Source organism: Neptunomonas sp. (assembly GCF_041601355.1).
Lineage (GTDB): Bacteria > Pseudomonadota > Gammaproteobacteria > Pseudomonadales > Balneatricaceae > Neptunomonas.
In genome coordinates, this window is the sequence record NZ_JBFIIH010000112.1 from 1 (window position 1) to 14089 (window position 14089).

The 14089-nt window shown below is 46.2% G+C and carries 9 protein-coding genes and 1 pseudogene; 3 read left to right on the forward strand and 7 right to left on the reverse strand.

What is annotated here, in order from left to right; all coding sequences use genetic code 11:
* The coding region (locus tag ABY436_RS15475; protein ID WP_372739838.1) for an ATP-binding cassette domain-containing protein at positions 1-297 on the forward strand (297 nt) is incomplete at its 5' end.
* Positions 281-2800, forward strand: coding sequence for an ABC transporter permease (locus ABY436_RS15480; RefSeq protein WP_372739839.1), 2520 nt, complete (start codon positions 281-283; stop codon positions 2798-2800). The genes ABY436_RS15475 and ABY436_RS15480, both read left to right, overlap by 17 nt.
* A 49-nt stretch (positions 2801-2849) precedes the next feature.
* Here ABY436_RS15480 and ABY436_RS15485 read toward each other — a convergent pair whose 3' ends face one another.
* The 4 genes from ABY436_RS15485 to ABY436_RS15500 form a co-directional block, all read right to left on the reverse strand.
* Entirely contained in the window at positions 2850-3302 is a 453-nt protein-coding gene (locus ABY436_RS15485) for a TerB family tellurite resistance protein (protein ID WP_372739840.1), read from the reverse strand.
* Between the two features lie 1015 nt (positions 3303-4317).
* Complete coding sequence (locus tag ABY436_RS15490; protein ID WP_372739841.1) at positions 4318-5739, reverse strand: aldehyde dehydrogenase family protein; 1422 nt, start codon at positions 5737-5739, stop codon at positions 4318-4320.
* 103 nt (positions 5740-5842) lie between these two features.
* Positions 5843-7495 (reverse strand): BCCT family transporter, encoded by a 1653-nt coding sequence (locus tag ABY436_RS15495; protein WP_372739842.1) that lies wholly within the window; start codon positions 7493-7495, stop codon positions 5843-5845.
* Positions 7496-7632: 137 nt separating this feature from the next.
* The gene (locus tag ABY436_RS15500; protein ID WP_372739843.1) at positions 7633-8598 is read right to left on the reverse strand and encodes an NAD(P)-dependent oxidoreductase; all 966 of its coding nucleotides are present in this window, start codon (positions 8596-8598) and stop codon (positions 7633-7635) included.
* Between the two features lie 764 nt (positions 8599-9362).
* Here ABY436_RS15500 and ABY436_RS15505 point away from each other — a divergent pair.
* Positions 9363-10271 (forward strand): LysR substrate-binding domain-containing protein, encoded by a 909-nt coding sequence (locus ABY436_RS15505; protein ID WP_372739844.1) that lies wholly within the window; start codon positions 9363-9365, stop codon positions 10269-10271.
* Positions 10272-10386: 115 nt separating this feature from the next.
* Here ABY436_RS15505 and ABY436_RS15510 read toward each other — a convergent pair whose 3' ends face one another.
* The 3 genes and pseudogenes from ABY436_RS15510 to ABY436_RS15520 form a co-directional block, all read right to left on the reverse strand.
* The gene (locus tag ABY436_RS15510) at positions 10387-11193 is read right to left on the reverse strand and encodes an enoyl-CoA hydratase/isomerase family protein (protein WP_372739845.1); all 807 of its coding nucleotides are present in this window, start codon (positions 11191-11193) and stop codon (positions 10387-10389) included.
* 15 nt (positions 11194-11208) lie between these two features.
* Positions 11209-13350 (reverse strand): acetate--CoA ligase family protein, encoded by a 2142-nt coding sequence (locus ABY436_RS15515; protein WP_372739846.1) that lies wholly within the window; start codon positions 13348-13350, stop codon positions 11209-11211.
* 432 nt (positions 13351-13782) lie between these two features.
* Positions 13783-14089, reverse strand: a pseudogene (locus tag ABY436_RS15520) (MBL fold metallo-hydrolase); the annotation flags it as partial.

The window sequence follows — 14089 nt, forward strand, 5'->3', positions numbered from 1 at the left end:
GCTGAACGTGAAAAGCATTATCCTGCGCAGCTATCGGGTGGAGAACAGCAGCGCGTGGCTATTGCGCGAGCATTAGTACACAAACCAAAACTGGTGCTTGCAGATGAACCCACAGGAAACCTTGATGTAGCCACAGGTGCAACCATCATTGAATTGTTGTTTTCTCTTAATAAGGACACCGGCTCAACTCTGGTATTGGTTACCCATGATGATCAAGTTGCACGGCGCTGCCAACGCATCGTTCGTCTTCAGAACGGTGAATTAGTTGAGGATCAGGATCATGCGTTTTCTGTTTAATTTCGCATGCAGAGATCTTCGTTCGAGTGGTCAGTCATTGTGGGTGTTTTTCGCCTGCCTGGTGTTGGGGGTGACCCTGTTATCAGCCACGGGTGGTCTGTATCGTTTGGTAAACCTGAGTTTGCTTGCAGATACTCGTGTAATTATGGGTGGGGATCTGGAGGTGGTTACCAACCAGCCATTAACCGAGGAGGCGCTAAGCTGGATCAAAGCTAATGGTGTGGTTTCAATGGTCACTGAAGTAGATAGCATGCTTGGAACCGAAAGCGATCGTTTTTTGCGAATTGAATTGCAAACCATGGATGCGCAGTACCCTCTGTATGGTGGCTTAGTGTTGGAACCATCGAGGCCACTTTCACAGATTACAGCGTTTACTAATGATCAATGGGGCGTTGCCATTGATCCAACGCTGGCAAATCGACTCGACATTAAGGTTGGCGATAACGTAACTATCGGCGCGCTAACAATGAAAGTGAGGGCGCTCGTCCTCAAACAACCTGATAGAAGCCTCAATGCTGACTGGCGGGGAACCCCCGTTTTGTTGAGTGCTGAGGCGTTGCAGGCATCGGGTTTAATCCAGCCCGGCAGTCGCATTGATTATGAATACCGTGTGCGCACTAATCAGTCAGCAGAAGCATGGAGATTAAATTTTTATGCTGCATTTCCAGACGAAACCTGGGAAGTAAGAACGTTTAATGATCGAAGCCAACGCCTTTCAGAGCGTTTAAATCAAATTGCTTCAGGGTTGTTGATTATAGGCTTCAGCACTTTGTTTATTGGCGGACTCGGTGTGTTTAACAGTATACAAGCCTATCTGCAGGGTAAATTGAAAACTATCGCTACTCTGCGCGCACTTGGTTTGCGCAACCGGCGTCTCGCAATTGTGTATCTTTTGCAGATCGCTATTCTTGCCGGAGCGGCTAGCTTGTTGGGTATATTGATCGGTAGTGCACTGACATTAGTGGGTGCGTCGATTGTGACTACCCAAATTCCATTAAGAATCAACGCCGGTGACCTTTTTTATCCAGGCAGTATTGCCTTCTTTTTCGGTTTGTTGACAGCCTATAGTTTCGCTTTACCCGCACTAGGTAAGGCACTCTCTACAGACCCGGCATCACTTTTCCGTGGTCTGGCGCAGAAAGGCATGCCGCTTCCACGCAAATGGTGGTTAGCTACTTTAGCCTGCGCCGCCGTGATCGTTGCCATGATACTGCTTGTGCTGCCAGATACTGTATTTGCGGTTGGTTTTGTCATGGTGATAGCTGCGCTATTGTTGATTCTTGATTTAGTCGTGCGAGGTATTAAACGCTGCGCAAAGTTAATGGAATACCACCCATTGATGAGAGGACACTTGGCGTTGAAGCTGGCGCTGGCTAACTTACACCGGCCGGATAATAATGTGCGCACGTCGTTAATCTCATTAGGTTCTGCGTTAACCCTTTTAGTGGCTTGTACTTTAATAGTCGCTTCGTTGTTACGTACGCTAAACGATACCATTCCCGAAGAATCTCCGGGTCTTGTGTTGTACGATGTCTTAAACGGTCAGGTTGATGGTGTAGTTGATGCTATTGAAGGTTTGCCCGGTGTGAAAAAAGTTGATTTAGCACCGTTAGTAAGAGGTCGCATTCAGGCGTTAAACGGTCGTGCGCTGAGTGACGTTAATCAGCTAAATGAAAATCAACGGCGTGACAGTTCTCAGGAACGTTACAAGCTGAGTTATTTATCCAATAACATCGATGACGTTACTATCGTTGATGGTGCATGGTGGTCAGAACCTGTTAGCGGATTGCCAAAACTCGCGTTTGAGGATCGCGAAGCCAACAAGCTCGGGTTACGTGTCGGCGATGTAGTCACTTTTGCACTCCAGGGAAGCAGTTTTGACGCAGAGATTGCCGCCATTTACAGTCAAAAGGGTATGCAAACCCGCTTCTGGTTTGAAGGCATTCTTTCAAAGGAGGCACTGGATCCATTTATTACAAGACATGTTGGCGCCGTATATGTCGATGACGAGCAGGCAATAGCGGCGCAAAACCGTATTGCAGTCATTGCGCCCAACATTATTACGGTAAGAACTGCTTCATTGTTACAGGTAGCCCGTCAAATTCTGGGTAAGGCCGGCTCCGGGCTTGCTGTGGTCGCGAGTGTCAGCCTGTTGGCGAGTCTATTGGTATTAATAAGCGTTATGGCTGCGGGTAGAAGCCGGCAGATATATGAAGCCACTATCTTACATAGCCTCGGTGTGAGAATGGCAACCATCAAGCATAGCCTGCAATTGGAATATATGCTGCTTGCTCTTATCTCCTCCGTGTTTGCGATATTACTCGGTTCTGCCATAGCATTACCATTACTTGAGTTTCGCCTGAAATTACCCTCTGCAGACTTGGTTTGGTTAGGCGCTCTTGTAGCAATAGCAGTCAGTACTTTAGCGCTTGGTTCTGGCGCAGCCTATCTGTTGCGTCGGCTGCGGTTGAAGCCGGCTATATTGTTGCGCAGTTCCAATTAACCGGTTTTTCTATCTTATCAGGATAAGCCAAAGACGCCTTTAGCGTAGGCTATTCGTCTGCGACTCTGAGTTTCGCTGTAATAAAATCTGTGTGTGACACATGGATCAGATCCGCAATCCTGCGTACAAAATGTTCTTCGTAATGATGCAGTTCACCATCTGCATAGGCAACGCGCCACAGGTTTTCGATCAATATTACCTTTTCCTGAGGTGTGCAGCTGTCGTTAATCTGCGATGTAAAGCGGAAATAATCGGTCGCGTTGTGCTGTGCTTTTTCAGCATGTTTAAGCAGCTCCTCCGCCGCCGTCTGATCCAGAGAAAAGCGCTTCTTTAACAGGGCAAGTATGGTTGCGTGCTCTTCCGGTTTACGTTCATAGTCTGATAGAAGTGCCTCTATCATCAGGGCAGCAGAAGCGACAGCAAGCAAAGCGTGTGGTTCGTTGTTTGGTTCGCTATCGGAGGGTATAAAGGTTTCCAGGTAAGCTTTCAGCTTTGTCATCATATTTCGATTCTCCATTACAACGGATAGACAAGTAATAGCTTAAATTTGTTCCCATCTACAGGAAAGGTGCCTATTATCTGTCGGGATTTTTCAAATTTGTTAGGCAGCCTGCGAATAAGCCCCTTTAGTTTAGCTACAGACGGCATGCGGATCCATGAGTGACTCACAAATACTGGTGAATAAATTTTCAGGCGAAGACCGTTACGAATCGTCCTCAGATAGACAGAATGTTTCTCTCTATCAGATCATCCATCAGCGTAGCCCGGCCTGATCCTACACCCTGACCAGCAATAGCGGCCTGTATAAGTAAGGGGAGCGGTTCATCTGAGATAATCTGTCTTCGACGTCACTGGAAGTAACTATCCCCGTCAAACTATCCCCTTCAAACCATCCTTGGCCTGCATCAGCTCCTGGTTTTAGTAGTGGCATACAGGCCAGCTATTATGACTCGCAATCGGGCTGTATTCCTGAGGTAGTACGGGACTTCAGGAGGGGAAAACTTCTTCATTGAAGAGCGTAAATACATACGGTTGGATGGGTTGTGGCCTATCAAATACAATCGCTACATCGACATTCTGGCCTGAAAAATCATACTGTCTTTGCGATGTAATGATTCGCACATCAATTTCCGGATGCAATTCTCAGAAACGAGGAAGTCGGGGTAATCGTCAATATGCGGCAATTCGCTGAATGTACGGCGGGGCGGAGATTTCCAGCTTTCCGTCCTTGCAATATAGGTTCCAGCTGACAAAAGAACGTTAGAAGCTACGGGCGCTTTAGCGTTTCGCGAAAAAGTAATCCAGATGCTGTCAGACACCTGGATTCGATACTATTTTACCTAGGCTAGCCTAGCCCGCCGGATAGTAGATAAGGTTTGGGTCGGCACCTCTTCATCCATTCTGTTGTCCTTCACATTTACGATAAGAGTAAACCTGTTCAAGCCCCTGATCACAGAACGATCATAGCCCATCAAACTTAGGCCAGTAGGTAACTACAGGTATAGGTTGAGCAGAAGCTATCCACATATGATGGCTTTGGTCTCAATATATTCGTGCATACCTTGTTCACCCCATTCGCGGCCATTCCCGGATTGCTTATATCCGCCAAAAGGCGCTTCCGTCGAAAAGTAGCTTCCCTGTATGTAGCATTGCCCTGCTTGCAAGCGCCGGGCGATTTTTAACGCGCTACCCTGGTCCTTGGCAAAAACTCCGGAAGAGAGGCCATAAATGGTGTCATTGGCCATGGTTATCGCCTGTTCGATGTCATCGTAAGCCAGCATGCATAGAACCGGTCCAAAGATCTCCTCTCGCGCAATGATCATTTCGTTAGTTACATCAGCAAAAATAGTCGGCTTTACATATGCGCCTTTCATTAAACCTTCAGGCATATTCAGACCACCAGTTACCAAGCGGGCACCTTCTTCAATACCCAGACGAATATATTTCAATACCGTCTCCCTCTGGCGTTGCGAGGCCATTGGCCCCATGGTAGTTGATTCATCAAGGGGATCTCCCACTTTCTGCTCCAACGCGATACTGGCGGCCAATTTGACAGCTTGTTCATACTGGCTTAACGGAACGAACATCCTTGTCAACGCATTACAGGTCTGCCCAGTGTTCGCCATCACATCCTCAACACCATAGCGAACTGCTGCCTCAAGATCAGCATCTTCGGTAATGATCAAGGCTGACTTGCCGCCCAGTTCCTGGCAAACTCGTTTGACAGTCGGTGCAGCGGCTATAGCGACATTGACGCCCGCAGCCGTCGAGCCGGTGAAAGACACCATATCGACCTGAGGATGACTAGACATTAGCGGGCCAATATCCCGTCCTGAACCCGTTACCAGGTTAAATACACCGGCAGGTAAACCTATCTTATGAAAGATTTCAGCCATGATGAAATCCGGGAGTGGAGTCTGCTCCGCTGGTTTTGTGATAATAGTGCAACCAGCAGCCAAGGCCGGGGCAACTTTCCCAGTCAACTGGTGTAGAGGGTAGTTCCATGGGTTAATAAAGGCGCATACACCGACGGGCTCTTTAAGAAGCAATACATTGCCTTTTTCTTTCACTACCTCCATTTCTTGAGCTAGATTAGCGTAATAGCGCATTCCTTCAATAGCGGCGTCTACATGGTATGCCCCAGCGATGCTTCTTGGACAGCCCATCGTAACAACATGAGCTTCCACCAGGTCGTCATAACGGTTTTCCATTTCTTTGGCAGCGGCAATCAATAAATCTGCCCGCGCTTTGGCTGAAGTTGTAGCCCACCCTTGTAAGGCTTGTCGGGCGGCAGCAATGGCTATTTCTACATCTTTCTCGTTGCCCTTTGGAACCGAGGCGCAGAGCTCTTCGGTGGCAGGGTTGGTGATCAACAGTAACTCACTGCTGTCTGGCTGATACCATTGCCCGTTAATATAAAGTTTATCAATCGTTTTCATAAGCTTCAATTCCTTCAATATTCATATTTAACCATCGAGTGGGCAGCCAAGCACCAGTTTACACACTGGTGTCTGACGCCTTTCGTTTCAGGATGGGTATATTCTAACGATCGTAGGCCATGATTGGTTGGGTGATGCCATCGCCAAGTGACTCGTATGCCGGAAGGTTTACCGCTTGCCCATCAGTATCATCGGGTACAAGCATTAAATTCCTCGTTGCGGGCCGCGATTCACGCGTATATTTAGCCATTAGCGACCAAAGAGTGAACATAGCTCCCAGAACAATGAGCAGGCTGGGTAACATGCCAAGATTAGCCAGGATTTTTACGCCGTTGATTCCGGCAAAGGATGTCATTGACCAGGAAACAAAACCGATAGAACTGACGATCATGATCTTCAGCCAAAAACTAGTCTTGGAGGTGGACTCCATATTTTCGTACTCTTTTTCATCCTTGCCAACTTCAATACAGACAGATGCTATTGCTTCGGTGCTGGAATCCGCTGCGGTTACAAAGGAAACAAACGAGATAATAATGAATACAAAGGTGATAATGCCGCTGAGAGGTAGCTGCTCAAAAATATAGTAGATTATGCTCTCCACACCGTTTTCATCCAGTGTCTGCTTAACGGCCCCTCCGGACACTTCATCGAAATACATCGACATACCACCGAATAGAGTCATCCATAAAATAGAGAACAACGAAGGGAATACCATCACAGTGAGGATAAACTCACGCACTGTATAGCCGCGAGAGATATGGCCTAGGAACAGCGCTGTTACCGGCGCCCAAGTCAACCATTGTGCCCAATAGAAGTTAGTCCACCATTTAGGCCAGTCATCGTGTCCCAGTTCGCCGGTAAAGAAGCTCTTGTTGAAGAAGTTAGAAGTGTAATCTCCGAAGCCATCTACTCCCGCTGAAGCGGAATACCCTGTCGGACCAAAGACCAGTACGAAAACCAATAGCCCTATAAAAAACTTTAAATTAAGATCTGAAAGGATACGAATACCTTTTAACAGGCCGCTCACAGCAGACACGACAACAGTTGCTACAATCAAGGCTGCAATCGCCGCGAGAACAACAGGAGAGTTCCCGATTCCAACAAATTTATTCAATCCCCCAGCGAGTGTTAGTAATCCTTGGCCAAGACCCGAAGCCATACCCGTGATCAACGCAAACAGTGCGATTGCATCGATCAATTGCCCCCAGATACCTTGGGTAAATCGGCCAAAAAGAGGAGATAAGAACCCTCCTATAGATTTTTCTTTTTTCAGGTTATAAAAAGCCAATGCAAAGGTTAACGCGGGAATGCAGTAGATGGCGTAGGGCGTAAATGACCAGTGTAGATAAAGGGTAGAGAAAGAAAACCTACGTGCAGCATCGGAATTTGCTTCTATCCCTAATGACTCAGGCGGCCCGTAAAGGTGATAAATAGGTTCTGCTGTTGACCAAAACAGCAACCCTACCGCAACGGTTGTGCAAAGTGTGATAGAAAACCAGTTAAACTTGGATAGTAAAGGTTTCGCACCCTCACCACCGATGCGGACGTGGCCAATCGCAGAGAAGTAAGCTACGACGCAGGTCAGGACGAACAGTACAGAGCTGATGCTCAGCAACCAACCGAATTCGTCGATAACCCAATTATTCATGTTGAGAATGACTGCTTGAGTTCCCTCTTCATCCACCAGGTTGGCAATGATGCCAAGAAACAGAACGCCGAAGGGTAATATAGTTGGTATTTTTCTTATTTTATGCATAACTTTATCTCTTCTTATGTTAGTAGCCCTGAACTCAACTTTAGAATTTACATTTCCCAATAAAGGAGAGAACGAAACCTATTTTGGAGTGCATGCAGGGGTAGCGCGTACACCCCCTGCAGATCAAAGAAATCCAATTAGTAGTCGCAGCGACCTTCTACGATCACTTCGTAACCAGGCTCCTCGGGTTCATCGTCTACCATCTCTGAGGGGAATCCTTTACCTAAGACTTGTACATCGCAGGCTTCTTCCAAACGACGAATGATGTTGGGTGATAATTCACGTGGACCATAACGATTCTGTCCATCTTTGAAGATGTCGACCATAAGTGGAGCAACTTCTAGTGGCATCCCCTTGCGTCGGGTCAGTTCATCGAAAAGACCAACATCTTTAAGCACTAAGTCCATCGTAAAGCTAATATCACGGCCACCATTCAAAATCACCTGTGACTCAGTCTCATGAACGAAAGAGTTACCTGAAGAAGCTTTGATTGCTTCATAGGTGACGTTCATATCCATGCCCAGCACTTTGGATGCGGTTAATGCTTCAGAAAGCGCAACCAGGTGAACGGTAGCCAGATAGTTCGTAACCACTTTTAGTACAGATGCAGTACCTAGCTCGCCTGTATGCAGAATACGGCGCCCCATAGCCGCAAGAACTGGCAGTACGCGCTCAAAAGCTTCACGCTCGCATCCTGCGAAAATCGAGATATTACCTGTACCAGCACGGTGACAGCCACCGGACACGGGACAATCCACAGGCATTGCTCCTTTGGCTTTTACCAACGAGCCAATACGGCGAACTTCAGCCTCATCAGTGGTGCTCATCTCCAGCCAGATCTTACCTTCGGATATACCTGCAAGTATGCCGTCGTCCCCTTCCATTACTTGTGAGCAAGCGGCAGGGGAGGGTAAGCAGGTAATAACAACATCACAGTTTTCAGCTAGCTCCATTGGAGAGTGGGCGCTTTTCGCTCCGCGTGCGACGAAATCAGCGACAAATTTTTCATTTAAATCGCGCACAGTAAGATCGTAACCGTTGCGTAGCAGACTGCCCGCCAGTTTTCCACCTACGTTGCCTAATCCAATAAATCCAACTTTCATATTTTACCTTCTTAATTTATGTGCCTCTGCGTCAGAGGTGGGTTTGAGGGTAACCACGCCCCTTAGTTTTGGACTTGGTTTATTCTGGAATAATTCGATAATAAGAGTTACGAAATGCAACAACAATTGAATTAAATCTAGTGACTGTTAAATATTTTTTAATTATTAATAAGTAGTTGAAAAATAATAATATTTTTCAAAAAATCGATAAAAATCACTACTAAGCAACAGATGAAATAATTGTTTTATCCATTTTCTGGCAGTCATTAGGTTGAATTGCATTACATCCGAAGAACACATCAACATAACAATGACTGAAACCCAAACGTTAATCTGGAACATGTTTCTGCTAATCGATACCAATGACTTTAATATTCATTATGGACGCCCCTTCTAAGGACTAGATAATTGCAACCTGGTTCTGGCGTACTATGGAAATGAGATGAATAACACAGTAGGGAATTAACCCGCTTCCTCCGTCCTTTTTAAGGTCGGTAGGCCCTGCTTCCATAATAAACCAGCATTTTTTTATATTGAATACTTAGGTGGGTAACGGAGATCAGCGAGTCGAAACGACGACGATTATTGGTCTTCATAAAAAGGCTATTCTTTGATCAGGCCATAACAATTGAACATTTTTTGGGTATTGGTAAAAATTTTATCCCACACTTAGAATACGAAAAAAGTTACTATTTGAGTGTAATGAGAGTAATTTCAAAAGCGTTTTTTCATTGAACTGCTTATCTAAGTAAAAGCCTTAAACCATGTCTTATAATATTAGTTTACGTAAATTGCCTCCGCTGAGGGCGCTAAAAGGTTTCGAGGCCGCCGCCAGATTACAGAGTATTCGAGGTGCCGCTGAGGAACTGAATCTGACCCACCCGGCCATCACCCATCAAGTCCAGACTCTGGAAGAGAATCTGGGGGTTAAGCTCTTTGCTCGTGATGGGCGAAACATTATTCTTACTGCTGAAGGCAAGCTTTTTTATCCCTATGTACGTGAAGCACTCGAAAAATTGATAAGTGGCACTGAAGCCATTCGACGGGCAACGGCGTCACAACCACTTCGAATTCAAGTCTATGTAACAACCTCTATTCGTTGGCTCGCGCCAAGATTTTCAAAATTCAGGGCAGAATATCCGAATATAACGTTACATCTCATGACGTGTAGTGTCGGTTGGGATTTCGATGAGGCGAATGCAGATATTGGTTTAATCTATCTGGATAAACCGGTACCGGAGCACCTCCATTGGACCAAACTATTCGAGTCGCGATTATTTCCTGTGTGTAGCCCGTTATTAATCAAGGGAAAGGAAGGTAAACTGCAGCCTGAAGACCTTCTGAATTTCCCTTTAATAACGGTTTATACAGAAGGCTGGAGCTGGGATGATTGGTTTAGCGCAACACATGTCACCCCGTGTGATATCAACAACTCAATTATTGTCGATACACTTGCGATTGCCCTTGAAATGGCATTAAAAGGTGAAGGGATAGCCCTTGTGAATGGTGTTTCTGCTGATGATGATCTAGCGTCCGGCCGTTTAATACAACCAGTAGATTATGTCGTTGATGGGTTGGGAGAATGGGGCGTAGTTTGCCGTAAGGATATCTGTAATGATGAGCGAGTACTTACCGTCATTGACTGGCTATCCAGGGAGGCAGTCAAAAGATAATGTGCAGGCTACTCCCTTAAGAAGGAGTAGCCGGTTTGGACTATTCAGAAAAATACCCGCAATTAACATCCTCAAGCACATTCATGAATAATAGAAAAGACCGGGCGTTCAAAGCTCAACCAGCATAGCGGTTTTCCCTCCAGGCCAGTGCTTCCTTCAACCCATGCCGTTCAAGTATGTCGTTGAACTCACGGGATTCAGGTGTTTCAGTCGTTTCTATAACTACATCCGTTTCCAATGCTTGTAACAACGCCTGACGCATACCCATAATCTCATAACTACGATTAATCGCTTGCTTCGTTAAGGCAATGGCCGTTTTGTCCAGTGCTGAAATAGTACGGGCTAACTTCAGAGCAGCATCAGAATGTTGTCCTTCGACAGTCACTTCATTTACCAGCCCCATTTCATAAGCTCGTTTCGCCGTGACCCGGTCATCCCCGGTCATTAATAGCTGTTTAGCCTGTTTGGGGCCGGTCATCCAAGGCATCAGTAAGGCCACGATTCCGCTACCAAACTTCGGTTCTGGCTCACCCAAGCGGCACTCCTCTGAGGCTATCGTCAAATCGCAAGCCATCGCCATCTCCAATGCTCCACCGAAGCAATATTTATGTATGGCTGAAATGGTCGGTTTAGGGCAGTCCCAAAAGCGCATAATGATATTGAAATCTTCAGTCAGAACTTTCCTCTTACTGGTTATATCCCCCTGACTTGTTCCACCGTTAATATCAAAACCTGCAGAAAAAGCACGGCCTTCTCCTTGTAAAATGATGACCCTTACTTCCTCATCAGACTCTGCTTTATCCATAGCTTGATGTAACTCTTGAATCATTACTGAATTAATAGCATTGAGCTTATCTGGTCTACTCAATGTCAACAGCGCCACGCTTCCCTGAGTTTCATAGCGAATAGTCGTGAAATCCATAGTGCTTCTCCTCTATTAGGCGGCTTGTTCAGCACATTTTACGCCATGGGGTACCACCAAGGCATCAACAGCTATACAGCCGTTCACATCCACCTTAACGGGGTTAACATCCAGTTCTGCAATCAAATCTCCGAGGTCTTCAGCTAATAAAGATAAACGAGCTAACGCCTGAGCCAAGCCATCTATATCAACAGGTTCAGCTCCACGAATGCCACCGAGTATTGGCCGCATGGCTAATTTGTTTATCATCATATGAGCTTCATTAAGATCGATAGGGGCTAATGCCACTTGAGAGTCCTTCAGAATTTCAATAAAAACCCCTCCACCGGCTACCATCACCATCGGCCCAAACTGTGGATCAGACAATACCCCCAAAGCGACTTCAATCGACCCTTGAGCCATCGGAGTGACAAGTACTCTATAGCCGAGCCGTCCAGCAATATCGAAATAGGCTTCTTTGAGTGCATATTCGTCAGCCAAATTTAACTTAACGCCTCCGACATCGCTCTTGTGTAATATCCCTTGAGTTGCTGTTTTCAAAACAACAGGATACCCAAGTTCATTGGCTGCACTAAGAACAGTATCCAGAGTATCAGCGATAATGCTCTGCTGCGTTGGGATACCGTAATCCGAGAGTAAGCGGAGCCCTTCCGCTTCATCCAGCAAATCTCCTTTCTGAAGGCGAGCACGCCAGCTTTCTCTAACATCCTCCGTTACCGGCAGCATCGGAACCATGCAAGTACGCGCCTGAAAGTCACGATAAGAAAATGCATGCTTAATAGCGGCAAGCGTTGGCTCGGCACCATCAAAAACAGGGATACCTGCCTGAGTTAACCGCATAGCAAGATCTTGATTACCTGAGCCCTGATGGTTAGTCATCATAATAATGGGTTTATTAATTCGAGCACTGACTCGACGGCATATACGCGCAAAGGATTCATGCAGCCAAAAGCCCGAAGTCAGATCTGCAACGAAAACACCGATAGCAGCGTCTGGATCAGACATCAGTGCTTGCCAACAATACTCATATATGGCTTTATAATTGTTCCCTGTTCCCCATGCATCTAATGGGTTGATAGGCTCTAACCCTTCATCCAGATTCTCTACCAGTACAGCAGTTGTTTCTGCGTTTATTTTTGCAAAGGGAACACCTATATCATCAGCCAAATCTATAAGAATCTCACGTTCACCACCCGAATCCATGATGGCTGCCACTCCTCCTGATCCTGGTCTCTGGGGCATAGAAAGTAATAAAGCGGTTGCTGCTAGTTCAGCTATACTCTTAACTGCGATGACACCGTAACGGGCAAAAATTGCTTGATAAGCAACATTATTGCCTGCAATTGCTCCCGAGTGACTCATTGCCAATGTCGCAGCCACTTCGGTTCTCCCTGCTTTGAGTATCACGACAGGGATGTTCTTCTCATTCGCTTTCTGTAACGCTTCAATAAACCTTTTCGGATGACGTGCAGATTCAAGAAAGATAGCAATTACTCTGGTGCTGGGTTGCTCCAGAGCATAGTCCATATAGTCCTCTGCTGTAGTAACAAGTTCCTGTCCGGTAGAAACTGCGAGATTAAACCTGAGCTTCTGATCATTCCAGAGAAGGGAGGTGAGTACAGATCCTGACTGGCTGATAAAAGTGACTCCACCCGATCTGAAGTGGCGATCAATATGCTGTGGAAAAACACGTATCTGACGATCAAGGTTATAAAACCCCATGCAGTTACCACCGCAAACCGGTATGTTTGAATCGTTAGCTAATTGACGAATACGCTCAAGCAGAGGTTGATCGATGTCTTCCTCCAGGTGACCGCTACCAAATATGACTACCGCTTTAGCGCCGACGCGAATAGCTTCTTTTAGCTGAGCCTCTAACCTCTGATTGCCAATAGCTAACACGACAAGGTCCACTGATTCCGGAAGTGCTGAAAGCGAGGGAAAGCAGAGCATCCCTTCCACTTCAGCGTATTTGGGGTTCACCGGATAGATTTTTCCCTGGTAACCAGACTGCAGTAACTCAAGAATCATGTCATTCCCGGCCACATCCATTTGTAAGGATGCTCCCACTAAAGCAATAGACTGCGGGGCTAAAAGTGGTGCCAACCGGTGTTGGTCTGTCAAATTATCACTTTGATAATCTATTCGCGTACTCATGGAATCAATCACAACATATCACCCCATATTTTTTTAGTTATTAACGTCTGTATTGCTAATACGCCTGAGAATCCGGACCATGTTACCGACAAGGTAGTTGTCTATTAACTGGCCCTACCAGAAACGATATTGATGTTTGGGCTGACTATTCACAATTGATATATTTTTCTAAATTGGTAGAAATTATCTTCCGTTAATACGGCTGGAATTCTTAACAAACTGCGCAGCGCTGCTTAGGGTATTGCAGAAATTATCTATGCAGTTGCATTGCACTCTGCGAATTAATAACCGGAAGTGATAACTTTATTCAGGACGGGGCACGAATAGATGTTAAGGCTGTGATTAATCACAGCCTTATATTAGTTGCTAGCAGACAGTTGATTTTTCGTATCCTGATAGGTCTCGGTCTTGATCAGACACAGGGGACAAAGGCTAGCATCCGGAGAGGCACTTAGCCTGTTTATTAAAAGTCATGGTCATTCCGCTCAGTGGCACATGCACCGGTATCTTACTGGCTTCAATGAAAGCCGCTGTTCGCGTACCTTCAATCACCACACCGCCCTGGGTTGAAGGCTGATTAGCGTGCGAGACAATGACAGCTGCTGGTTTGATCAACTTATTCACAACCCAGGCGGCTTCTGCGGGTCCGGTAGTAAACGTATCACCGATATTGATCACTACCAAGTTAGCCTTGTAGTGATCTTTTACCACTGTTTCCTGCTCGGCGGTGATGCCGGTA